The sequence below is a fragment of the Pseudomonas sp. GT1P32 genome, assembly GCF_054897805.1.
In genome coordinates this window covers 2,170,232-2,193,104 of the sequence record NZ_CM142704.1, presented here as the reverse complement: position 1 = coordinate 2,193,104, position 22,873 = coordinate 2,170,232, and the positions used below count along the sequence as shown (strand labels likewise).

Sequence of the window (22,873 nt, the reverse complement as noted above, 5' to 3'; positions counted from 1 at the left end):
TTGGCGAAATCAATTGTCGGTCGTACCGCTTTTTCCCTTATACATGGCGGCCATCGGCGCAGAGATCTGCGGCCACTGCATAAGGACCGAGCAATGAGCGAGCCACGCCTGAGCAATCTTGCGTTGTACCTGCAACGCCTGGGTTTCGACGCGCCACCGGCACCGACCCTGGACACCCTGCGTCAACTGCAACTGCGTCATACCGGCGCATTCCCGTTTGAAAACCTCACCACGCTGTCAGGCGAGCCAGTGCTCATCGATCTGCCGTCCATCGAGCAAAAAGTCCTGCACGATGGTCGTGGTGGTTACTGCTACGAACTCAACAATCTGTTTCTGGCGCTGCTTCAGGCGCTGGGCTTCAACGCTCGTGGCATCTCCGGCCGAGTGGTCATGGGCCAACCCGAGGGCGCGTGGACGGCGCGGACACATCGCTTGAGCCTGGTCACCCTGGATGACGTGCGCTACATCACCGATGTCGGCTTCGGTGGCATGGTGCCTACGGCACCGCTGCTGCTCGATACCCCGGCCGAACAGCGCACGCCCCACGAACCCTATCGCATCGAGCAACATGCCGATGGCTACACCTTGCGCGCCAACGTTGCCGGTGAGTGGCGGGCGATGTACATCTTCGACCTGCAACGGCAGGAAGACATCGATTTCGCCGTCGGCAACTGGTACGTCTCGACCCACCCTGAATCGTCTTTTGCCAGGCAACTGATGGTGGCGCGAACGGGAGAAGGCTGGCGGCGCACGCTCAATAACGGCAGTTTTGCGATTCACCGGATGGGCGGCGAGAGCGAACGTCGGCAGGTGACGGATGTGGATGAGCTGGTCGGGTTGCTGGGGCGCGAGTTCGGGATTCGGGTGCCGGAGCACACAACGCTCAAACAAGTGCTTGCGCGGTTGATCGTGGCGACGTAGCTCAAGGCTTCATCACGCGATGAATTTCACTGAGCACCTCCGATAGTTTTTTCTCCAGGCTTTTTAGCTCGGCGGCCGTTATCCCTTCTTTGAAATGTCCGGCATTTGCAACGGCGGTGTTCGGGATGGCCGCTGCGCTCGTGCTTCCATCGCCGAGCAAGGCCTTGCGCAAGGTGTTGTTGATCACCGTCTGATAACCGAAACCTTCGCTCTCGGCGGCAAGGCGCGCCGCGTCTAACACGACATCGTCGAGCATGATGGTGATGCGGGTTTTGCCTTTGCTCGAGGCAACCGCTCCGCGTTTGGCGTTACTGAAATCGTATTCGTCTTTCATGGTTCAAGCCTCCAGATATCGGCGCCGCTCATTTTTGGTAGCGACGCGCGCGGAAATGATTCGAACGAAATTCGGCTCGCGCCAGGTGTACGCAACGACCAACAATCGACCTTTGGCATCCAGCCCCATGGTGATCCACCGCTGCTCATCGTGATGGTTGTCCTCCAGCGAGAGGGCTCTCTCGTCATAAAACACGGCCTCGGTCTCCGCGAGGCTGATCCCTTGGTGCTTTAATTTGTTAGCTGCGTTCTTTGCCTTGTGAAACTGAATCTCGAATGACTTCATTATGCATACTTTATATGTATAAGCGAGAAGGCGTCCGTGCCGGCGGTCGCTTGGAATGCCAAAGACTAGCGGGCGGGGGAGAAGGCGCTGGAAGGATGTATTTCAAATGTTTTTTTGGAGGGGGAAACAGCGCAGGGAAAGGACTGCATGGACACATGTCCATAATCTGACTGATGAGTTGTATACAACTCTATAGACATTTGTCCTGAGTCTTGCATACAGTGTGCGCATAACAAAAACCAGGGAACCCCCCAACCATGAAAACGCCCCATGTTTCACACCAACGGCCTGAGGACGAAAACCTCGGGATCGGCGCGAATATGGCTTACGGCCTGCAACACGTTCTGACCATGTACGGCGGCATCGTCGCGGTGCCTTTGATCATCGGCCAGGCGGCCGGGCTCTCGCCGGCGGACATCGGTTTGTTGATTGCTGCTTCATTGTTTGCGGGGGGCTTGGCAACATTGCTGCAGACCCTCGGTTTACCGTTTTTCGGTTGTCAGTTGCCGCTGGTGCAGGGCGTGTCCTTCTCGGGCGTCGCGACGATGGTGGCGATTGTCAGCAGTGGCGGGGAGGGCGGGTTTCAGTCGATTCTGGGTGCGGTGATTGCCGCGTCGTTGATCGGTTTGCTGATCACGCCGGTGTTCTCGCGAATCACCAAGTTCTTCCCTCCGCTGGTGACGGGCATCGTGATCACCACCATCGGCCTGACGCTGATGCCGGTGGCCGCGCGCTGGGCCATGGGTGGCAACAGTCATGCTCCGGATTTCGGCAGCATGGCGAACATCGGCCTGGCGGCGGTAACGCTGGTGCTGGTGTTGTTGCTGAGCAAGATCGGCAGCGCGACCATCTCCCGGTTGTCGATTCTGCTGGCCATGGTCATTGGCACGCTCATCGCGGTGTTCCTCGGCATGGCGGACTTCTCGTCCGTCACCCAGGGCCCGATGTTCGGCTTCCCCACGCCATTCCACTTCGGCATGCCGACCTTCCACTTCGCTGCGATCCTGTCGATGTGCATCGTGGTCATGGTGACGCTGGTCGAAACCTCGGCGGATATCCTCGCGGTCGGTGAAATCATCGACACCAAGGTTGACTCCAAGCGTCTGGGCAACGGTCTGCGCGCCGACATGCTGTCGAGCATGATCGCGCCGATCTTCGGCTCTTTCACCCAAAGTGCGTTCGCCCAGAACGTCGGGCTGGTGGCGGTGACCGGGATCAAGAGCCGTTTTGTGGTGGCCACCGGCGGTTTGTTTCTGGTGATCCTCGGCTTGCTGCCCTTCATGGGACGGGTCATCGCTGCGGTGCCGACCTCCGTGCTCGGCGGCGCCGGGATCGTGCTGTTCGGCACCGTGGCGGCCAGCGGAATTCGCACGCTGTCCAAGGTCGACTACCGCAACAACGTCAACCTGATCATCGTCGCCACTTCCATCGGTTTCGGCATGATCCCCATTGCCGCGCCGAACTTTTACGACCACTTCCCAAGCTGGTTCGCGACGATCTTCCACTCGGGCATCAGCTCCTCGGCAATCATGGCCATCGTGCTGAACCTGGCCTTCAACCACCTCACTGCCGGCAACTCGGATCAGCAGTCGGTGTTTGCTGCCGGTACTGAGCGAGTCTTGCGTTATCAGGATCTGGCTGCATTGCGCGAAGGGGATTACTTCAGCGAAGGCAAGTTGCATGACTGCGACGGCAAAGAGATCCCGGTGGTAGAGACAGATCATGGGCATGGCGAGCCGAAGGCGGTGCATGCGAAAAGCAGTGAACATGTCTGAATAAAAAAGGCGCCCCCAGGGGCGCCTTTTACATGATATGACCCCCGTACTGTAGGAGCCGGCTTGCCGGCGATGGCGGCCTTAAGAACGATGCATTCTTCAAGGCCCTCATCGCCGGCAAGCCGGCTCCTACAGGTCTTTAGTCGTCTTTTTCACCGCCCACAAAAAAGCCCCTGAACCTTTCGATTCAGGGGCTTTTCGATATTGCTGTCTGGCTCCACGACCTGGACTCGAACCAGGGACCCAGTGATTAACAGTCACTTGCTCTACCAACTGAGCTATCGCGGAATGGCGTGTATGTTACTGATTCAAAAAGAGAAGTCAAGCACCTGTTGGCAATATGAGCGATTCGTCGGGACGGACGGCGGTTTATCGGCGATTGGCGGTTACCAGAATCGCACCAGAGGTCTACCATGGCCGCCCGGAAGTGGTGACACGCGCTGCCGGCCATTCGCCGAAAAGGTACGCGCCATGAATCACCCAACCCTCACACTTCGCCACAACGAGGTGTTCGTATGAGCATCGCTCAGATCAGCCTGCCCAAAGGCGTCGGTCCGCACGCCGAAAAACTGTTCGACGCAATCACTCAGGCCAGCACCGCTGACGAATTGAATCGCGCTGGCGGCAAGGCCGAAGGTTTTGTCCTGGGCCTGGAAAGCACCAAGGCCATCAAAAGTCAGGTCGCCGAGTCGCTGTACGTCGCATATGACGATGCAGCCAGCCAGCGCGCGACCGAACTGGCTTAACCGCCGAACGTAATGGTGCCGAGCATCAATTTGGCGTACAGCAGTGTCGCGCCCAGTTGAACCAGCCACAGCGCCAGGCCGCCAAGAAAGACCCCCGCAGCCACTTGCAGCACCAGGTTACTGCCGCGTTTGGCCGGGGTGCGGGGGATGAAGTCATTCAGGTCATCCAGGTCATCGCGCTCAGCGCGCAGGTCATCGTTTTTCATATCGGCTCACATCGAATTCGGTGGTGTACACAAACACTGTAGGAGCTGGCTTGCCGGCGATAGCGGTGGGTCAGCCAACCTGTTTATAGATGGGGCGGACGCCATCGCCAGCAAGCCGGCTCCTACAAAGTAGATGTGTGCAGTCTAGAGGGCTTGGTTGGCGGGTTGAGAATTATCTGCGGCCAATAAAAAACGGGAAGCCCAAGGGCTTCCCGTTTTTCGTATCACCGTGAGACTCAGATCACCGCAACGATGGCCTTGGTCACCACGTCGATGTTGCTCTGGTTCAACGCCGCCACGCAGATGCGGCCGGTGTCCAGGGCGTAGATGCCGAACTCGTTGCGCAGACGGGTCACTTGCTCAACCGTCAGGCCGGAGTAGGAGAACATGCCACGCTGACGGCCCACGAAGCTGAAATCGCGCTGAGGAGCCTGTTTCGCCAGCAGATCAACCATCTGGGTGCGCATGCCGCGAATCCGCAGGCGCATTTCGGCCAGTTCTTCTTCCCACTGTGCGCGCAGTTCCGGGCTGTTCAGCACGGCGGCGACGATGCTTGCACCGTGGGTCGGCGGGTTGGAGTAGTTGGTGCGGATCACGCGCTTGACCTGCGACAGCACGCGCGCGCTTTCTTCTTTCGATTCGCTGACGATCGACAGGGCGCCAACGCGCTCGCCGTACAGCGAGAACGATTTGGAGAACGAGCTGGAAACGAAGAAGGTCAGGCCCGACTCAGCGAACAGGCGCACGGCTGCGGCGTCTTCGTCGATGCCATCGCCAAAGCCCTGGTAGGCCATGTCGAGGAACGGCACGTGACCTTTGGCTTTCACCACGTCCAGGACGTTTTTCCAGTCCGCCGGGCTCAGGTCCACACCGGTCGGGTTGTGGCAGCAGGCGTGCAGCACAACGATCGAGCCGGACGGCAGGGCGTTCAGGTCTTCCAGCAGGCCGGTACGGTTAACGTCGTGGGTCGCGGCGTCGTAGTAACGATAGTTCTGCACCGGGAAACCGGCGGTTTCGAACAGCGCGCGGTGGTTTTCCCAGCTCGGGTCGCTGATCGCCACGACGGCGTTCGGCAGCAGTTGCTTGAGGAAGTCGGCACCGATTTTCAGCGCGCCAGTACCGCCAACGGCCTGAGTGGTGATGACGCGGCCAGCAGCGATCAGCGGCGAGTCATTGCCAAACAGCAGTTTTTGCACGGCCTGGTCGTAGGCAGCGATGCCGTCGATCGGCAAGTAGCCACGGGAAGCGTGTTGAGCGACGCGAATCGTCTCGGCTTCGACAACGGCGCGCAGGAGTGGAATTCGCCCCTCCTCGTTGCAGTAAACACCGACCCCCAGGTTGACCTTGTTGGTACGGGTATCGGCGTTGAATGCTTCGTTGAGGCCCAGGATTGGATCGCGTGGTGCCATTTCGACAGCGGAGAACAGGCTCATTTTTGCGGCGGCTCTGAATGGAGTGTGGAGGGACGTGTCGCGCTCCAGCCGAATGCACTAGAGCGGTGCACAAACGGGGAGCTAGTATAGAGGTCATCCGCGATTGATGGCGACAGTCGATTCGGCTTTTACCGTAAGTTTTTCCGATTATTTTTCGACCGTTAGTCGATTGATCGCGTCAGAGGCTTCAAGGGATGTAGGACGTTTGCCTTGAAAGCGAGGGCAATCGACTCCACATTGAGCACAATCCAGTTTTTTCCTCGGGCGACGTCGGTCGTTTGCGGTCTTTCTCGTTCCTGTCCGGTTTGACCGCGTACGGGTGAACCCAGAGGTATTTCATGTCTGAATTCCAGCTAGTCACCCGCTTCGAGCCCGCCGGCGACCAGCCGGAAGCCATCCGCCTGATGGTCGAGGGCATCGAAGCCGGGCTGGCGCACCAGACGTTGCTCGGTGTGACCGGTTCGGGCAAGACGTTCAGCATCGCCAATGTCATCGCCCAGGTTCAGCGCCCGACGCTGGTACTGGCGCCGAACAAGACCCTGGCCGCGCAGTTGTACGGCGAATTCAAGGCGTTTTTCCCGAACAACGCTGTCGAGTATTTCGTTTCCTACTACGACTACTACCAGCCTGAAGCGTATGTGCCGTCCTCGGACACCTTCATCGAGAAAGACGCCTCGATCAACGACCACATCGAGCAGATGCGACTCTCGGCGACCAAAGCGCTGCTGGAGCGCAAGGACGCGATCATCGTCACCACGGTGTCGTGCATCTACGGTCTGGGCAGTCCGGAAACCTATTTGAAAATGGTGTTGCACGTGGATCGTGGCGACAAGCTCGATCAGCGCGCCTTGCTGCGCCGTCTCGCCGATTTGCAGTACACCCGCAACGACATGGATTTCGCCCGCGCGACCTTCCGTGTGCGCGGTGATGTGATCGATATCCACCCGGCAGAATCCGATTTCGAAGCGATCCGCATTGAGCTGTTCGACGACGAAGTCGAGAGCCTGTCTGCGTTCGATCCGCTGACTGGCGAGGTGATCCGCAAACTGCCGCGTTTCACCTTCTACCCGAAAAGCCACTACGTGACGCCACGAGAAACCCTGCTCGAAGCCATCGAGGGGATCAAGGTCGAGTTGCAGGAACGCCTGGAATACCTGCGTTCCAACAACAAATTGGTGGAAGCGCAACGCCTCGAGCAACGTACGCGTTTCGATCTGGAGATGATCCTCGAACTGGGCTACTGCAACGGTATCGAAAACTACTCGCGCTACCTGTCGGGTCGCGATTCCGGTCAGGCGCCACCGACTTTGTTTGACTATCTGCCGGCCGATGCCTTGCTGGTGATCGACGAATCCCACGTCAGCGTGCCGCAGGTCGGTGCCATGTATAAGGGCGACCGTTCGCGTAAAGAAACGCTGGTGGAATACGGTTTCCGCCTGCCGTCAGCGCTGGACAACCGGCCGATGCGCTTCGACGAATTCGAAAGTATCAGTCCACAGACGATTTTCGTTTCGGCCACGCCGGGCAACTACGAGGCGGAACACGCCGGGCGTGTCATTGATATGGTGGTGCGCCCGACCGGCCTGGTGGATCCGCAAATCGAAATCCGCCCGGCGTTGACCCAGGTCGACGATCTGCTCTCGGAAATCAGCAAACGCGTTGCACTGGATGAGCGGGTATTGGTCACGACGCTGACCAAGCGCATGTCCGAAGACTTGACCGATTACCTGGCCGACCATGGCGTGCGCGTACGTTATCTGCACTCGGACATCGACACCGTGGAGCGTGTGGAAATCATCCGCGATTTGCGCCTTGGCACGTTTGATGTGCTGGTGGGGATCAACCTGTTGCGTGAAGGCCTGGACATGCCGGAAGTGTCCTTGGTGGCGATTCTCGATGCGGACAAGGAAGGCTTCCTGCGTTCCGAGCGCTCGCTGATCCAGACCATTGGTCGCGCGGCGCGTAACCTCAACGGTCGGGCGATTCTGTATGCGGATCGCATCACCGGCTCCATGGAGCGGGCGATGGGTGAAACCGAGCGTCGTCGCGACAAGCAGATCGCCTTCAACCTGGCCAACGGCATTACGCCGAAGGGTGTGTTCAAGGACGTCGCCGACATCATGGAAGGCGCCACCGTACCGGGTTCGCGCAGCAAGAAGCGCAAAGGCATGGCCAAGGCTGCCGAGGAAAACGCCAAGTACGAAGCGGAATTACGTTCGCCGGGCGAAGTCGCCAAGCGTATCAAGGCGCTGGAAGAGAAGATGTACCAGCTCGCTCGCGACCTGGAATTCGAAGCGGCGGCGCAGATGCGCGACGAAATTGCCAAGCTGCGGGAGCGGTTGATCGCGGTTTGAGTGTTGTGGTGACTGGGCTGGCCTCTTCGCGGGCAAGCCTCGCTCCTACAGGTTTTGTGTCGTTTATCAATTTTGTGAACGATGCAAAACCTGTAGGAGCGAGGCTTGCCCGCGAAGGCCGCACCACCAATTTAATGTGCTTCGCCAGCCTTGAGCCCCGCCGGCAACTGCTTGGTCAACAACACCGCAATCATGCTGATCCCCAGCGCAATCCCGACAAAGTGAAACGCATCGTTGTAAGCCATGATCGACGCCTGCTGATGGGCAATCTCACTGAGCTTGCCCAGCGCCGCCGATTCACTGCCTAACCGGTCCGTCAGCGACGCCATGCGCTCGGCCACCTGCGGGTTACTCGGCACGATGGATTCACGCAAATAATCAAAGTAGGTCTTGGTTCGCGCATCCAGCAACGTGGCGAGGAGGGCGATGCCAATGGCGCCGCCGAGGTTGCGCAGGATGTTGAACAGGCTCGACGCCGAGCCCGCGTCCTGCGGCAGGATGTACGCGGTGGCGATCAGCGAGATGGTCACCATGATCAGGGGCTGGCCGAGTGCGCGGATGATCTGGATCTGGTTGAACTGCGGCCCGGCGAAATCCGGGTTCAGTACCCCCGAGGAAAAACTCGCCAGGCCGAACAAGCCGAAGCCTAGCGTGCACAGCCATTTCGGCGAGATGACCTTCATCAACTTAGGCACCAGCGGAATCAGGAACAGCTGCGGCACGCCCATCCACATGATCACTTCGCCGATCTGCAGAGCGTTGTAGTTTTGGATCTGCGCCAGGTACAGCGGCAACAGAAAGATCGAACCGTACAACCCGACCCCCATTCCCAGGCTGGAAATACTCGATAAGCCGAAGTTGCGATTGCCCAGGATCCCGAGGTTGATCAGCGGATTGGGTTTGGAAAACTGCACGATCACAAAGGTGATCAGGCTGATCAGCGCGATGCTGCCCAGGGTCACGATCAGGTCTGATTCCAGCCAGTCCTTGCGATGGCCTTCCTCCAGAAAAACCTGCAAACAACCGAGGCCGATACCGAGGGTGAGAATCCCGGTGTAATCGGTACTTTTCAGCAATTCCCAGTGCGCTTCTTTTTTCTCCAGGCCATACATCAGGCCGGCGATCATGATCAGGCCCGGCGGAATGTTGATGTAGAAGATGTATTCCCAGCCCCAGTTTTCCGTCAGCCAGCCGCCGAGCGTCGGGCCGATGGAGGGCGCGAACGTTGCGGTCATGGCGAACATGGCCATGCCTTTGGCGCGATGGTGTTCGGGAAGCTTGATCAGCGTCAGGGTGAACGCCAGCGGGATCAGCGCGCCGCCGGTGAAGCCTTGCAGCGCGCGGAAAATGATCATGCTTTCCAGGCTCCACGCCATCGAGCAGAGCAGGGACGAGGCAAGAAATCCAAGCGAAACCCACACCGCCAGACGGCGTGCGGACAGCAGCTGCACCAGCCACGCCGTCAGCGGAATCATGATGATTTCCGCGACCAGGTACGACGTGGAAATCCATGAGCCTTCTTCAAGTGTCGCCGACAGCGCGCCTTGAATGTCCTTGAGCGACGAGTTGGTGATCTGGATGTCGAGCACCGCCATGAAGGCGCCGAGCATCACGCTCATCACTGCGATCCAGTCCCGCCGGGTCGGTTCGCCGGCCGGGCGGATCAGTTGATCACCGGCCATCGTCAGGGGCGTCTTTGATGTTCACTTTGGCGGTGACCGACATGCCCGGACGAATCTTGCCGTGCAGCGGGTTGTCCGCGGCGAAGGTCAGTTTTACCGGAATCCGTTGTACGACTTTGGTGAAATTGCCCGTGGCATTGTCCGGCGGCAACAGGCTGAACTGTGCCCCTGAGGCGGCGAACAGGCTGTCGACCCGCGCTTCGATTGGCGTGTCGCCGTAGGCGTCGAAGGTCAGTTCGGCTTTCTGGCCGGGCTGCATGTGACCGATCTGGGTTTCCTTGAAGTTGGCCTGAATCCAGATGTCCTGATCCGGGACGATCGACAGCAAATAAGCGCCGGCCTGAACGTATTGGCCTTCGCGGGCGGCGCGCTGGCCGATCATGCCGCTGATGGGCGCGTGGATTTCGCTGCGGGTCAGGTTCAATTCAGCCTGGGCCAGATCGGTTTTGGCGTTGGCGATCATCGCGTCGAGGCGCTTGATCTCGGCGCTGAGGGAGTTGACTTGCTGGCGCTGACTTTGTGCGTCTGCCTGGGCCTTGGTCACCTGCGAGCGGGCGATGTGGTTGTCGGCGGAAAGGGTGGTCACGCGCTCTTCCGACACGTAGCCGGGTTTGCGCAGGGTTTGCGCGCGGGACAGATCGATCTGCGAGCGACCGAGGCTGGCCTGGCTGGACGCGACTTGCGCCTCGCTGGAGGCGATCAGGCTGGCTTGCTGCGTCAGTTTGCTCTGGGCTTGCAGGCGTTCGGCCTGGCGGGTGGCGAGGGCGGCGTTGGCGCGGTCGACGGCGAGGTGAAAGTCATCGCCTTCGAGCTTGATCAGCAGCTGGCCCTTCTCGACGTGCTGGTTGTCCTGCACCAGCACCTGATCGATGCGTGCGCCCAACTGGCTCGACACACGGGTGATCTCGCCCTGGACATAGGCGTTATCGGTGCTTTCATAAAACCGTCCTTTGAAGAACCACTGGGCAAACAAGGCCCCGGCAATCAGCAGGACGATCAGCAGGAAAATAGACAGGCGACGCTTGAGTTGGGCAGGCATGGGGCAAACTGTAGTCGAGAAATTGTAAGGAAAGTTATCAGCAGGCGAATTTGTCATACAGTCGATAGTGGGTAAATGCCATCGGCTGATAATCCACCATTCATCCCGGCCCAGGCCCGTTGTAGACGCAAACTTGGCTTAAATGCCCTGCTCACTGGAGCCGGGCGGGCAACGCCTGTTACCATTCGCCCTTTGTTTTATCTTCATTTCGAGACTTGCCATGACCACCGTCCGCACGCGCATCGCGCCATCGCCTACCGGGGACCCCCACGTAGGTACCGCTTACATCGCTTTGTTCAACTACTGCTTTGCCAAGCAGCACGGCGGTGAGTTCATCCTGCGGATCGAAGACACCGATCAGTTGCGTTCGACCCGCGAGTCCGAACAGCAGATTTTCGACGCCCTGCGCTGGTTGGGCATCGACTGGAGCGAAGGCCCGGACGTCGGCGGCCCGCACGGTCCTTACCGTCAAAGCGAGCGCGGCGACATTTATCAGAAGTACTGCCAGCAACTGGTCGAGATGGGCCATGCCTTCCCGTGCTTCTGCACCGCTGAAGAGCTGGACCAGATGCGCGCCGAGCAAATGGCTCGCGGCGAAACCCCGCGGTACGACGGTCGTGCGCTGCTGCTGTCCAAGGAAGAAGTTGCACGTCGCCTGGCCGCTGGCGAACCGCACGTGATCCGCATGAAGGTGCCGAGCGAAGGCGTGTGCGTGGTGCCGGACATGCTGCGTGGCGACGTCGAGATCCCGTGGGATCGCATGGACATGCAAGTCCTGATGAAGACCGACGGCCTGCCGACGTACTTCCTCGCCAACGTGGTCGATGACCACCTGATGGGCATCACCCACGTGCTGCGTGGCGAAGAATGGCTGCCTTCGGCACCGAAACTGATTCTTCTGTACGAATACTTCGGCTGGGAACAACCGGAGCTGTGCTACATGCCGCTGCTGCGTAACCCGGACAAGAGCAAGCTGTCCAAGCGCAAGAACCCGACCTCGGTGACGTTCTACGAGCGCATGGGCTTCATGCCGGAAGCAATGCTCAACTACCTGGGGCGCATGGGCTGGTCGATGCCGGACGAGCGCGAGAAGTTCTCGCTGCAGGAAATGGTCGATAACTTCGACCTGAGCCGCGTCTCCCTCGGTGGGCCGATTTTCGACATCGAGAAACTGTCGTGGCTCAACGGCCAGTGGCTGCGTGATCTGCCGGTGGAAGAGTTCGCCAGCCGCTTGCAGACCTGGGCGCTGAACCCCGAGTACATGATGAAGATTGCGCCGCACGTGCAGGGCCGCGTTGAAACCTTCAGCCAGGTCGCTCCGCTGGCCGGTTTCTTCTTCGCCGGTGGCGTGAACCCGGATGCCAAGCTGTTTGAATCGAAAAAATTGTCGGGTGATCAGGTTCGTCAGTTGATGCAGTTGATTCTGTGGAAGCTGGAAAGCCTGCGTCAGTGGGAGAAGGACAGCATCACCGCGACCATTCAAGCGGTGGTCGAGTCCCTGGAGTTGAAGCTTCGCGATGCCATGCCGCTGATGTTCGCTGCGATCACTGGTCAGGCGAGTTCGGTGTCGGTGCTCGATGCGATGGAAATCCTCGGCCCGGACCTGACGCGTTTCCGTCTGCGCCAGGCCATCGACCTGCTCGGTGGCGTGTCGAAGAAGGAAAACAAAGAGTGGGAAAAACTCTTGGGCAACATCGCCTGATAACGACGGTCCTGTAGGAGCGTTGCTTGCTCGCGAAGAACGATGACGCGGTGTGCCAGGCACACCGAGGCGTCCCATTCGCCGGCAAGCCTGGCTCCTACAGATCCACGTATACCCCGGATTTACGGGGGGAGGGCGGTAAGTGATTGTTATGTCGGCAAAAAACTTTGGAAATTGTTAAAAATAAATTTGACACGTTTCCGAAGCGCCATTAAGATTCGCCCCGTCCTCAGCGATGAGGGGCTATAGCTCAGCTGGGAGAGCGCTTGCATGGCATGCAAGAGGTCGACGGTTCGATCCCGTCTAGCTCCACCAATTTACACTTCAAGGTCTGGCCACACCGGCCTTGAAGCGATCAACACTCAGCGTTGATCTGTTGTATAGAAGGGTTTGCGTCCCCTTCGTCTAGTGGCCTAGGACACCGCCCTTTCACGGCGGTAACAGGGGTTCGAGTCCCCTAGGGGACGCCAGTTTTACAGAAGCGATGTCGCAAGATGCCGCTCCGCCGCGAGGCGAAAAATCCGGGGCTATAGCTCAGCTGGGAGAGCGCTTGCATGGCATGCAAGAGGTCGACGGTTCGATCCCGTCTAGCTCCACCAATTTTACAGTTCAAGGTCTGGCCACACCGGCCTTGAATCGATCAGCTCTCAGCACTGATCAGTTGTATAGAAGGTTTTGCGTCCCCTTCGTCTAGTGGCCTAGGACACCGCCCTTTCACGGCGGTAACAGGGGTTCGAGTCCCCTAGGGGACGCCACGATTACCCGCTCTGCGGGATTTTATAAGGGTCATTCAATTATTGAATGGCCCTTTTGTTTGTCTGGCGTTTGGCCAAATCCCCCATTTCTCTCAAACTGTTCTTCAGACCAGCGGTCACATCTACGACTTGCGGAAAATTATTATGAGAATAATATTCTAGTCGTAATATTCGGAGGCAACGATGAACGATAAAAAAGCTCAAACCCGCGAACGCATTCTCAAGGCCGCCAGCGCAGCGCTGATTCAGCGTGGCCCGGCCGAACCGAGCGTGGGCGAAGTGATGGGCGCAGCCGGCCTGACGGTTGGCGGCTTCTATGCGCACTTCGAAAGCAAGGACGCGATGATGCTGGAAGCGTTCAAGCAACTGCTCGGTCACCGCCGTAGCTTGATCGCCGACATGGACGCCGAATTGACCGGCGAAGAGCGTCGCGCGTTGGTGGCGGCGTTTTACCTGTCACGCAAACACCGGGATTCCTCTGAATCCGCGTGCCCGATCCCGGCCTCCGTCGGCGAGCTGGGACGCCTGCCGGACGCATTTCGGGTGGCGTTGAATGAACACGTGGAAATGATGGTCGCGCAGTTGGCGGCCAGCCCGGAAGACACCGACAAAGCCCTGGCCGACATGGCCCTGATGGTCGGTGGATTGGCTCTGGCACGGGCGCTGGGGCCGGGAGAGTTGTCTGATCGATTGCTGCGTGCCGCCAAGTCGGCGGTGCAATGACCTGAAGGCAATGGCCTGAGGAGTGAGAGCGATGAGCACGTTAAAGTGGGTTCGTGGCGTTAATGGCACCTTGGGCTGGTTTGCACCGAAACTGGTCGCGAGCAAAATGCGACTGGCGTTCATGACGCCGCGGGATCTGCCGCCGCGTGATTGGGAGTTGCCGTTATTGGCGAAATCCGAGCGCATCACGCTCCGTTTCGGCCTCTCGGCGTTGCGCTGGGGGCAAGGCCCGGCAGTGTTGCTGATGCACGGTTGGGAAGGTCGGCCAACGCAGTTTGCCAGCCTGATCACCGCCCTGGTTGACGCCGGCTACACCGTAGTAGCCCTTGACGGTCCGGCTCACGGTCGCTCGCCGGGCAACGAAGCCAACGTCGTGCTGTTCGCCCGGGCCATGCTTGAGGCCGCCGCAGAGTTGCCGCCGCTGCAGGCGGTCATCGGTCACTCGATGGGCGGTGCCAGCGCCATGCTCGCCGTTCAGTTGGGCTTGCGCACCGAAACCCTGGTGACCATTGGCGCTCCGGCGCGGATTCTCGGGGTTCTGCGCGGTTTCGCCCGCTACGTGCGGCTACCGCCAAAAGCCCGTTCGGCGTTCATTCGCCAAGTCGAAAAAGACGTCGGCATGCGTGCGGCTGCATTGGATGTCTCGCACTATCAGCTCGACATGCCTGGCCTGATCGTTCATGCCGAAGACGACAACTTCGTCCCGGTCAAGGAATCCCAACTGATCCACGAGGCCTGGTTCGACAGTCGTTTGCTGCGGCTGGAGGAGGGCGGTCATCAACGGGTGCTTGCCGACCCGCGGGTGATTGATGGCGTGTTATCACTGCTGGCCGGTCGCAGCCTGCAATCGCGCCAATCGGCCTGAGCATCCGTTACACTGCCCCGGTCGACATCATCTGACCGGGAGTGGGGCATGGGCTGGGATCGGGCAACGCCATTTATCATTGATCTTGCGGTGGACGCCGAGGACATCGACGGGTTGGGTCACGCGAATAACGCGGTGTACGTGACCTGGCTCGAACGCTGCGCTTGGCGCCACTCGCAGCGGCTTGGCCTCGATCTGGTCGAGTACCGGCGGCTGGATCGGGCGATGGCGGTGGTACGGCACGAGATCGATTACCTGGCGGCGGCCTATGAAGGCGATGAGTTGCAATTGGCGACCTGGATCGTCGATTGGGACCAGCGCCTGAAAATGACTCGACACTTCCAGCTCAAGCGGCCGAGCGACAACACCACGTTACTGCGCGCGCAAACCACGTTTGTCTGCATTGAGCTGTCCACGGGCAAGCCCAAGCGCATGCCGGCGGAGTTCATCGAAGGTTACGGCCCGGCGTTGCAAGTCACGATTTAATTGAACCCTTCGCGGGCAAGCCTCGCTCCTACATGAGATCGTGCCGCACCTGTAGGAGCGAGGCTTGCCCGCGAAGGCGTCCGCACAATCAACACCGCCCGGTCTGACGAAATACCCTCTAACCGCCGAAACCAGTAAACTGCCGCACGTTTTTCGTCGAGTGTGTTTTTCATGCAAATTGCTTTGGCGCCCATGGAGGGGTTGGTCGACAACATCCTGCGGGACGTGCTGACCCGTGTGGGCGGTATCGATTGGTGCGTGACCGAGTTCATCCGGATCAACGATCAGTTGCTCACCCCTGCCTATTTCCACAAGTTCGGTCCTGAACTGTTGACCGGTGCGCGCACCGCGTCCGGCGTGCCATTGCGCGTGCAGCTGTTGGGTTCCGACCCGGTGTGCCTGGCGGAAAACGCCGCGCTGGCCTGTGAACTGGGTTCCGAAGTCATCGACCTGAACTTCGGCTGCCCGGCCAAGACCGTCAATAAATCCCGTGGCGGCGCGGTACTGCTCAAAGAGCCCGAGCTGCTGAACCAGATCGTCGAGCATGTCCGTCGCGCCGTTCCGGCGCACATTCCGGTCACCGCGAAAATGCGCCTCGGCTTCGACAGCCCTGACGGATCGCTGGTCTGCGCCACGGCCCTGGCCGAAGGCGGCGCGGAGCACATCGTGGTGCATGCGCGGACCAAGATGGACGGCTACAAGCCACCGGCGCATTGGGAGTGGATCCCTCGCGTGCAGGAAGTGGTGAAAGTGCCGATTTTCGCCAACGGTGATATCTGGAGCGTCGAAGACTGGCGCCGCTGCCGCGAAATCAGCGGTGTCGAAGACATCATGCTCGGTCGCGGGCTGGTGTCGCGTCCGGACCTGGCCCGGCAGATCGCCGCCGCCCGTGCCGGTGAAGAGGTGGTCGAGATGACCTGGGCCGAGCTGCTGCCGCTGATTCAGGACTTCTGGCTGCAAGCCAAAGCCCAGATGACGCCACGCCAATCGCCCGGTCGCCTGAAGCAGTGGCTGGCGATGCTGACCCGTAATTATCCCGAAGCGGTTGAGCTGTTCACCCTGCTTCGCCGTGAAACCGAACTGGATCAGGTTTCGCGTTTGCTGGGGTTGCAGGTAGCCGAAGCGGCCTGAAAAAAATCTCGAAATAATCTCTTGAAATGCAATCAGCGGTCCTTATCTAAGGATTACGCGATGCCGAATTCGGGTCGCGGAGACAAAAAACTTGCTGATTGTTTTCAGGAGATTTGAACCATGACTACTGCATTTTCCCTGGCCCCACTGTTCCGTTCCTCGGTAGGCTTCGACCGTTTCAACGACCTGTTCGAAACCGCCCTGCGCAACGAGCCAGGCAGCACCTATCCACCTTACAACGTGGAAAAACACGGCGACGACCAATATCGCATCGTCGTAGCGGCAGCCGGTTTCCAGGAAGAAGACCTGGACCTGCAAGTCGAGAAAGGTGTGCTGACCATCAGTGGCGGCAAACGCGACGCAACTGAAGGCGTGACCTTCCTGCACCAAGGCATCGCCCAGCGCGCGTTCAAACTGTCGTTCCGCCTGGCCGATCACATCGAGATCAAGGCCGCCGACCTGCGCAACGGTCTGTTGAGCATCGACCTGCTGCGTGTTGTGCCGGAAGAGGCGAAAGCCAAACGCATCCCTATCAACGGGACGCAAAAACCCGCTCTGCAGCACTAAGGCGGGGCAATGAAAAAGGGCGCCAATGGCGCCCTTTTTTTGTGCCCGCAATCTGTAGGAGCGGGTTATTTCAGAAGTTTTTGGAACATCTCCACCGGCAGCGGCTGGCTGTGCAGATAGCCCTGATAAAAATGGCAGCCCAGCCCCTGCAAAAACTCCAACTGTTCCGGCGTCTCCACCCCTTCGGCAATCACTTTCAACTCCAGGCTGCGGGCCATGGCGACGATGGCGCGGATGATCTCGGCGTCGTTCGGGTCGGTAGTCGCGTCGCGAATGAATGACTGGTCGATTTTCAGGGTGTCGACCGGCAGTCGCTTGAGGTAAGTCAGCGAGGAATAACCGGTGCCGAAGTCGTCCATGGCGAAGCTGATGCCGAGTTTTTTCAGGCGACGCATTTTGCCGATGGTGTCTTCCAGATTCTGGATGACGATGCCTTCGGTGATCTCCAGTTTCAGCAGCGAGCAGGGCAGGCCGTGGTTGGCGAGGCTGAGCTCGATGCGCTCGACGAAGTCGTTCTGGCGGAATTGTCGTGGGCTGATGTTCACGCACAGGCTGAAGTCGAGCGGGTCGATCAGGCCCTTGGCGATCAACTGTTTAAAGGCATCGCAGGCTTCGTCGACGATCCAGGTGCCGACTTCCAGAATCAGTCCGCTGTCTTCCAGGACCTTGATGAATTCAGTCGGCGATTGCGCGCCCAATTCCGGATGGTTCCAGCGCACCAACGCTTCGGCGCCGACAATGCGATTGTCGCGCGCGTCCACCTGCGGCTGGTAATGCACGTCGAATTCGCCCCGTGAAAGGGCCAGGCGCAGGTCGGTTTCCATGCGCAGGCGTTCACTGGCGGCCTTCTGCATGGTGTTGTGATACATCTGGGTGGTGTTGCGTCCCGAATCCTTGGCCCGATACAGCGCGATGTCGGCGCGTTTGAGCAGGTCGGTCGGGGTCGAACCATGATCGGGAATCAGCGCGATACCGATACTCGGTGTCACTTGCAGGCGCTGACCGTCGAGGAACATCGGTTCCGACAGCAGTTCGCGCAAGGTGTCCGCCAGCTCGCGGACCTGCTCGCTGACTTCATTGCGCGAACCTTCCAGGCCGCTGAGCAGCACCACGAATTCGTCACCGCCCAATCGTGCCACGGTGTCTTCCATGCGCACGCTGGCTTCGAGGCGCGCAGTGATGATTTTCAGCACCGTGTCGCCCACCGGATGGCCGAGCGAATCGTTGATGTGTTTGAAGTGGTCGAGGTCCAGAAACATCAGGGCGCCGCGCAGGTTGTGGCGTTTGAGCAGGGCGATCTGCTGGCTCAGGCGATCCATCAGCAGTGCGCGGTTGGGCAAGTTGGTCAGCGGGTCGTGGTAGGCCAGGTGGCGGATCTGCGCTTCGGCGTTTTTCAACAGGCTGACGTCCCGCGCGGTCAGCAGCAGGCACGCGGTTTCATTGAGGGTGATCGGTTCCACCGAGACTTCGACGGTCAGCAAATCGCCACGCTTGTTGCGGCCGAGCATTTCCTGGTGATGCACCCGGCCCTTGATCTGCAGCTCGGCGAGCAGTGCCGAGCGTTGTTTCTCTTCGGCCCAGATGCCGACCTGGTACACCGTGCGGCCGACGACTTCATCGGCGCGGTAGCCGGTCAGGCGGCAGAAGCCGTCGTTGACTTCCAGATAGCGCCCGGTGTCGCGTTCGGTGATGGTGATGGCGTCGGGGCTGGAGTGGAAGGCTTTGGCGAACTTCTCTTCACTGGCCTTGAGCGCCGCTTCCGAGCGTTGTTGCTGGGTGATATCACGCAAAGTGGTAACGATGCACGGCTGGTCGCCGACACTGATCTGGCGGCTGGAAATCACGCAGGTCAGCGACTGGCCGTCCTTGTGCTGGACGATGATGGCGACGTTGTTCAGGCCTTGCTCGCGGATGACTTGTTCGATCCGGCGCAGGCTTTTTGCCGACGCATCCCACAGGCCGATCTCGTCAGCGCTGCGGCCAATCACCTCGGCGGTGCTCCAGCCGAAGGTCTGGGTGAAACTGGAGTTGATCTCGATGAACTGGCCGGTGTCCTGGCGGGTAACGCAGATCGGGTCCGGGCTGACCTGGAACAGGGTGGCAAATTTCTCTTCGGAGGCGACCAGCTTCTGTTCGCGCTCGACCTGATCGGTAATGTCCAGCAAGGTCCCCGCCATGCGTAGCGGTGCGCCGTTTTCATCGCGGTAGAGGCGGGCGCGGCTTTCCAGGTAACGCGAAGTGCCGTCCTCCAGCTGTACGCGGTAGGTTAACTGATAGTTGCCGGCCGGGCCTTCGCGCAGGCTGCGATAGGCGTCGCGCATGCTGTCGCGCTCCTCGCCAGGCACGCCTTCGAAAAACTCGTCGAAGGATTCATGGAACGGTATGGGGTCCAGCCCGTGCAACTGCGCGGCGCGGGCTGAGCCATACAGCATGCCGCTGGGAATGTGCCAGTCCCAGGTGCCGAGCTGCGCCGAGTCCAGCGCTAGGTCAAGACGTTCCTGGCTGTCCTTCAGGGCAAGTTCGGCGGCCTTGCGTTCGGTGGTGTCGAGGAAAGTGCTGAGCAGATAGGGCTGGCCCTCAAGCTCGACTTTTTGTGCGCTGAGGATGCCATCGTGAACCTGGCCGTTGCTGGCGCGGAACTGCACTTCCATGCTGATCAGCTCGCCTTTGGCCTTGGTCGCCTTGACCAGTTTCTCCCGTTGCTCCGGGTGCACCCAAAGGCCCAGTTCCAGCGTGGTGCGGCCAATCGCGTTCTGTACCGGCCAGCCGAACAGGCTTTCGAAATACTGGTTGGCTTCGGTGATCAGCCCGTCTTCCTGGCGGGTCAGCAGGACCATGTTCGGGCACAGGTGAAACAGCGTCGCGAAGCGTTTTTCCGAGCTGCTCAGTGCCTGTTCGCGCTGACGTTGGTGGGTGATCTCGCGGATCACCCCGATCATGCGTGGTCGCCCGTGTTTGTCCGGCAGCAGGCTGCCGTTGATTTCGAGCCAGTGCAGGCTGCCGTCGGGCCAGCGAATGCGGTGATGCATCGCCTGTTCCAGCGGCGCGCCAGCGATCACCGCGTGGAAGGCACGGAGGGTTTTCGCTCGATCCTCCGGGGGCAACAGGTCGAGGTATTCCAGATCCGCCGGCAATGGTTGCCGGGGGTCGAAACCGAACAGTGCCTGCGTACCCCGCGACCAACTGATCTGCCCGCGCTCAATGTCCCAATACCAGGCGCCCAAACGTGCGCCGTTGAGGGCGGCCAGCAGCTGCGGCGCACTCTCCCAGCTTTGCTCGGATCGTTTCGGGTCAAGCGCCTGAATACGTGGCATCGGCGGAATACGGTCAACAGATTTCGGCATTGGCAGGCCTTGGGCTGAATGGGGCGTTAGGCGCAGGTATTTGAGGCTCTATAGGAGTAGCACAAATTAGCCTTGAGTCCCTGGCAGATCGAGTTGTGCATCCAGCAAGGCCATAAAAGCCCGTGCTGCGTTCGACAGCGTCCGTTCGGTGTGCAAGATATAGCCTAGCTGGCGAGTCAGTTGTATGCCGGGCAAGGGTATTCGCGCAACCTGATCGTCAAGCATTGTGCGCGGCAACACGCTCCAGGCCAGGCCGATCGATACCATCATCTTGATGGTTTCCAGATAATTCGTGCTCATTGCGATGTTCGGCGTCAAGCCTTGGGCTTCGAACAGGCGTCGGACGATATGGTGAGTAAAGGTGTTGCCACCGGGAAACACCGCCGGATGCAGGGCGATGTCCGCCAGGCTGACCGCGCCATTGCTGATCAGTGAATGCTCCGGCGCGACCACGAAATCCAGCGGGTCGTCCCACACCGGCGTGGCCTTGACCAGTGCATGAGGCTCGGGCGCGAGGGTGATGACGGCCAGCTCGGCGCGACCGTGGAGGATTTCTTCGTAGGCCACTTCCGAATCGAGGAACTGAATATCCAGCGCCACTTGTGGGTAACGGCGGGTGAATTCCCTTAGTAAGGGCGGCAAACGGTGCAGGCCGATGTGGTGACTGGTGGCCAGCGTCAGGCGGCCGGTCACTTCGCCAGTCAGGTTGGTCAGGGCGCGGCGGGTGTCGTCCAGCACGTTCAGAATCTGATAAGCCCGTGGCAGCAAGGCGCGTCCGGCTTCGGTCAGACCGACTTCGCGGCCCAGTCGATCAAACAGTCGCACCTTCAATTGCTGCTCCAGCCCGGCAATCCGTTTGCTGATTGCCGGTTGCGTCAGGTGCAGCCGTTCGCCGGCACCGGAGAAGCTTCCTGTCTCGGCAATGGCAATAAAGGCATTGAGGTTGGCCAGATCCATCGTCGTATTCCAGTTGGTTATCCAAAGCATAAAAAATATGAATTTGAGTTATTTAATGTAACCCCCTAGGATCGACCTCACAAGCCAAAGGGTTATTGAATCTCTCAAAATCCAGGGCATAGAAACACGCTGATGAGGACCGTCTGATGGCCGGCAAAACGCTTTACGACAAGCTTTGGGATTCCCATGAAGTGAAACGGCGCGACGATGGGTCGTCGCTGATCTATATCGACCGCCACATCATCCATGAAGTGACTTCGCCCCAAGCTTTCGAAGGCCTGCGCCTGGCCGGGCGCAAGCCTTGGCGCGTCGACTCGATCATCGCCACACCGGACCACAACGTACCGACCACTCCGGATCGCAAGGGCGGCATCGAAGCGATTACCGACCAGGTCTCGCGTTTGCAGGTTCAGACCCTCGACGACTACTGCGATGAATATGGCATCACCGAATTCAAAATGAATGACGTGCGTCAGGGCATCGTTCACGTGATCGGTCCGGAGCAGGGCGCAACCTTGCCGGGCATGACCGTGGTCTGCGGCGACTCGCACACCTCGACTCACGGTGCTTTTGGCGCCCTGGCGCACGGCATCGGCACTTCCGAGGTCGAGCACGTGTTCGCCACGCAGTGCCTGGTCGCCAAGAAAATGAAGAATATGCTGGTGTCGGTCGAAGGCAAACTGCCGTTCGGCGTGACCGCCAAGGACATCGTGCTCGCAGTCATCGGCAAGATCGGCACCGCCGGCGGTAATGGCCACGCCATCGAGTTTGCCGGCAGCGCCATTCGCGACTTGTCTATCGAAGGCCGCATGACCATCTGCAACATGTCCATCGAGGCCGGCGCTCGCGTAGGTCTGGTGGCGGCGGATGAAAAAACCGTGGCGTACGTGAAAGGCCGTCCGTTTGCCCCGAAAGGCGCGGAATGGGACCTGGCTGTCGAAGCCTGGAAAGACCTGGTTTCCGACGCTGATGCGGTGTTCGACACCGTCGTTGAACTCGACGCCACGCAGATCAAACCTCAAGTCAGCTGGGGCACTTCGCCCGAGATGGTGTTGGCGGTCGATCAGAACGTGCCGGACCCGGCGAAGGAAATGGACCTGGTCAAACGCGGTTCCATCGAACGCGCCTTGAAGTACATGGGTTTGACCGCCAATCAGGCGATCACCGACATTCAGCTGGACCGTGTATTCATTGGCTCCTGCACCAACTCGCGGATCGAAGACCTGCGCGCTGCGGCAGTGATCGCCAAGGGCCGCAAAGTGGCTTCGACCATCAAGCAAGCCATCGTGGTGCCGGGCTCGGGCCTGGTGAAGGCGCAAGCCGAGGCCGAAGGCCTGGACAAGATTTTCCTCGAGGCCGGTTTCGAGTGGCGTGAACCAGGTTGCTCGATGTGCCTGGCGATGAACCCGGACCGTTTGGAGTCGGGCGAGCATTGCGCATCGACCTCCAACCGCAACTTCGAAGGGCGTCAGGGCGCCGGTGGCCGTACGCACCTGGTCAGCCCGGCCATGGCCGCGGCGGCTGCCGTCAACGGTCGTTTCATCGACGTTCGCGAACTGATCTGAGGA

General features: G+C 59.7%; 19 protein-coding genes and 5 tRNA genes. 15 read left to right on the top strand and 9 right to left on the bottom strand.

Features of this window, described 5'->3' with window-relative positions:
• The first annotated feature begins 93 nt into the window (after positions 1-93).
• Positions 94-921, top strand: coding sequence for an arylamine N-acetyltransferase family protein (locus ACYZUC_RS09995; RefSeq protein ID WP_461995423.1), 828 nt, complete (start codon positions 94-96; stop codon positions 919-921).
• Position 922: 1 nt separating this feature from the next.
• Here ACYZUC_RS09995 and ACYZUC_RS09990 read toward each other — a convergent pair whose 3' ends face one another.
• Positions 923-1,255, bottom strand: coding sequence for a BrnA antitoxin family protein (locus tag ACYZUC_RS09990; RefSeq protein ID WP_461995421.1), 333 nt, complete (start codon positions 1,253-1,255; stop codon positions 923-925).
• Positions 1,256-1,258: 3 nt separating this feature from the next.
• Positions 1,259-1,540, bottom strand: coding sequence for a BrnT family toxin (locus tag ACYZUC_RS09985; RefSeq protein WP_461995419.1), 282 nt, complete (start codon positions 1,538-1,540; stop codon positions 1,259-1,261).
• A 257-nt stretch (positions 1,541-1,797) separates the two neighbouring features.
• Between ACYZUC_RS09985 and ACYZUC_RS09980 the strand changes: the two genes are divergently transcribed.
• Positions 1,798-3,315, top strand: a complete 1,518-nt coding sequence (locus ACYZUC_RS09980; protein WP_461995417.1) for a nucleobase:cation symporter-2 family protein — start codon at positions 1,798-1,800, stop codon at positions 3,313-3,315.
• A gap of 212 nt (positions 3,316-3,527) precedes the next feature.
• On the opposite strand, the gene ACYZUC_RS09975 is transcribed toward ACYZUC_RS09980, so the two are convergent.
• A tRNA-Asn gene (locus tag ACYZUC_RS09975) sits at positions 3,528-3,603 on the bottom strand.
• Positions 3,604-3,830: 227 nt separating this feature from the next.
• On the opposite strand from ACYZUC_RS09975, the gene ACYZUC_RS09970 reads away from it, so the two are divergent.
• Positions 3,831-4,061, top strand: a complete 231-nt coding sequence (locus ACYZUC_RS09970) for a hypothetical protein (protein ID WP_008007186.1) — start codon at positions 3,831-3,833, stop codon at positions 4,059-4,061.
• Here ACYZUC_RS09970 and ACYZUC_RS09965 read toward each other — a convergent pair.
• The gene (locus ACYZUC_RS09965; protein ID WP_461995415.1) at positions 4,058-4,267 is read right to left on the bottom strand and encodes a hypothetical protein; all 210 of its coding nucleotides are present in this window, start codon (positions 4,265-4,267) and stop codon (positions 4,058-4,060) included. The genes ACYZUC_RS09970 and ACYZUC_RS09965 overlap by 4 nt on opposite strands.
• Positions 4,268-4,503: 236 nt before the next feature.
• Positions 4,504-5,700, bottom strand: a complete 1,197-nt coding sequence (locus tag ACYZUC_RS09960; protein ID WP_461995414.1) for an amino acid aminotransferase — start codon at positions 5,698-5,700, stop codon at positions 4,504-4,506.
• Between the two features lie 338 nt (positions 5,701-6,038).
• Here ACYZUC_RS09960 and uvrB point away from each other — a divergent pair, with 338 nt between their 5' ends.
• Positions 6,039-8,054 carry an excinuclease ABC subunit UvrB gene (uvrB, locus tag ACYZUC_RS09955; protein ID WP_461995413.1) on the top strand — a complete coding sequence of 672 codons (2,016 nt, stop codon included), beginning with the start codon at positions 6,039-6,041 and terminating at the stop codon, positions 8,052-8,054.
• Between the two features lie 131 nt (positions 8,055-8,185).
• Here the strand turns inward: uvrB and ACYZUC_RS09950 are convergent, their stop codons facing one another.
• Together ACYZUC_RS09950 and ACYZUC_RS09945 are read right to left on the bottom strand one after the other, a co-directional pair.
• Positions 8,186-9,736: an MDR family MFS transporter gene (locus ACYZUC_RS09950; RefSeq protein WP_461995411.1), complete on the bottom strand. Its 1,551-nt coding sequence runs from the start codon at positions 9,734-9,736 to the stop codon at positions 8,186-8,188.
• On the bottom strand, positions 9,726-10,775 hold the full coding sequence (locus ACYZUC_RS09945) for an HlyD family secretion protein (protein ID WP_461995410.1): 1,050 nt from the start codon (positions 10,773-10,775) through the stop codon (positions 9,726-9,728). Before ACYZUC_RS09945 ends, ACYZUC_RS09950 begins: the two co-directional genes overlap by 11 nt.
• Before the next feature lie 220 nt (positions 10,776-10,995).
• Between ACYZUC_RS09945 and gltX the strand changes: the two genes are divergently transcribed.
• The 10 genes from gltX to ACYZUC_RS09895 all read left to right on the top strand — a co-directional run bounded on the left by gltX (position 10,996) and on the right by ACYZUC_RS09895 (position 17,004).
• Complete coding sequence (gene gltX, locus ACYZUC_RS09940; RefSeq protein WP_008037650.1) at positions 10,996-12,477, top strand: glutamate--tRNA ligase; 1,482 nt, start codon at positions 10,996-10,998, stop codon at positions 12,475-12,477.
• 239 nt (positions 12,478-12,716) lie between these two features.
• A tRNA-Ala gene (locus ACYZUC_RS09935) sits at positions 12,717-12,792 on the top strand.
• Positions 12,793-12,871: 79 nt separating this feature from the next.
• Positions 12,872-12,947 (top strand) — tRNA-Glu (locus tag ACYZUC_RS09930).
• Positions 12,948-13,000: 53 nt separating this feature from the next.
• Positions 13,001-13,076 (top strand) — tRNA-Ala (locus ACYZUC_RS09925).
• An 80-nt stretch (positions 13,077-13,156) separates the two neighbouring features.
• Positions 13,157-13,232, top strand: a tRNA-Glu gene (locus ACYZUC_RS09920).
• A gap of 183 nt (positions 13,233-13,415) precedes the next feature.
• Positions 13,416-13,955, top strand: a complete 540-nt coding sequence (locus tag ACYZUC_RS09915) for a TetR/AcrR family transcriptional regulator (protein ID WP_008037648.1) — start codon at positions 13,416-13,418, stop codon at positions 13,953-13,955.
• Between the two features lie 31 nt (positions 13,956-13,986).
• Positions 13,987-14,820 (top strand): alpha/beta fold hydrolase, encoded by an 834-nt coding sequence (locus tag ACYZUC_RS09910; RefSeq protein WP_461995407.1) that lies wholly within the window; start codon positions 13,987-13,989, stop codon positions 14,818-14,820.
• 48 nt (positions 14,821-14,868) lie between these two features.
• Complete coding sequence (locus tag ACYZUC_RS09905; protein WP_461995406.1) at positions 14,869-15,306, top strand: acyl-CoA thioesterase; 438 nt, start codon at positions 14,869-14,871, stop codon at positions 15,304-15,306.
• Positions 15,307-15,477: 171 nt separating this feature from the next.
• Positions 15,478-16,437: a tRNA dihydrouridine synthase gene (locus ACYZUC_RS09900; protein WP_461995404.1), complete on the top strand. Its 960-nt coding sequence runs from the start codon at positions 15,478-15,480 to the stop codon at positions 16,435-16,437.
• 120 nt (positions 16,438-16,557) lie between these two features.
• The gene (locus ACYZUC_RS09895; RefSeq protein WP_253439292.1) at positions 16,558-17,004 is read left to right on the top strand and encodes an Hsp20 family protein; all 447 of its coding nucleotides are present in this window, start codon (positions 16,558-16,560) and stop codon (positions 17,002-17,004) included.
• Positions 17,005-17,069: 65 nt separating this feature from the next.
• Here ACYZUC_RS09895 and ACYZUC_RS09890 read toward each other — a convergent pair whose 3' ends face one another.
• A complete protein-coding gene (locus ACYZUC_RS09890; protein WP_461995401.1) occupies positions 17,070-20,348 on the bottom strand; it encodes a PAS domain S-box protein in 3,279 nt (1,092 codons plus the stop codon).
• Between the two features lie 66 nt (positions 20,349-20,414).
• Positions 20,415-21,305 carry a LysR family transcriptional regulator gene (locus ACYZUC_RS09885; protein WP_461995399.1) on the bottom strand — a complete coding sequence of 297 codons (891 nt, stop codon included), beginning with the start codon at positions 21,303-21,305 and terminating at the stop codon, positions 20,415-20,417.
• A gap of 146 nt (positions 21,306-21,451) precedes the next feature.
• Between ACYZUC_RS09885 and leuC the strand changes: the two genes are divergently transcribed.
• On the top strand, positions 21,452-22,870 hold the full coding sequence (gene leuC / locus ACYZUC_RS09880; RefSeq protein WP_008028300.1) for a 3-isopropylmalate dehydratase large subunit: 1,419 nt from the start codon (positions 21,452-21,454) through the stop codon (positions 22,868-22,870).
• The last annotated feature ends 3 nt before the right edge of the window (positions 22,871-22,873 follow it).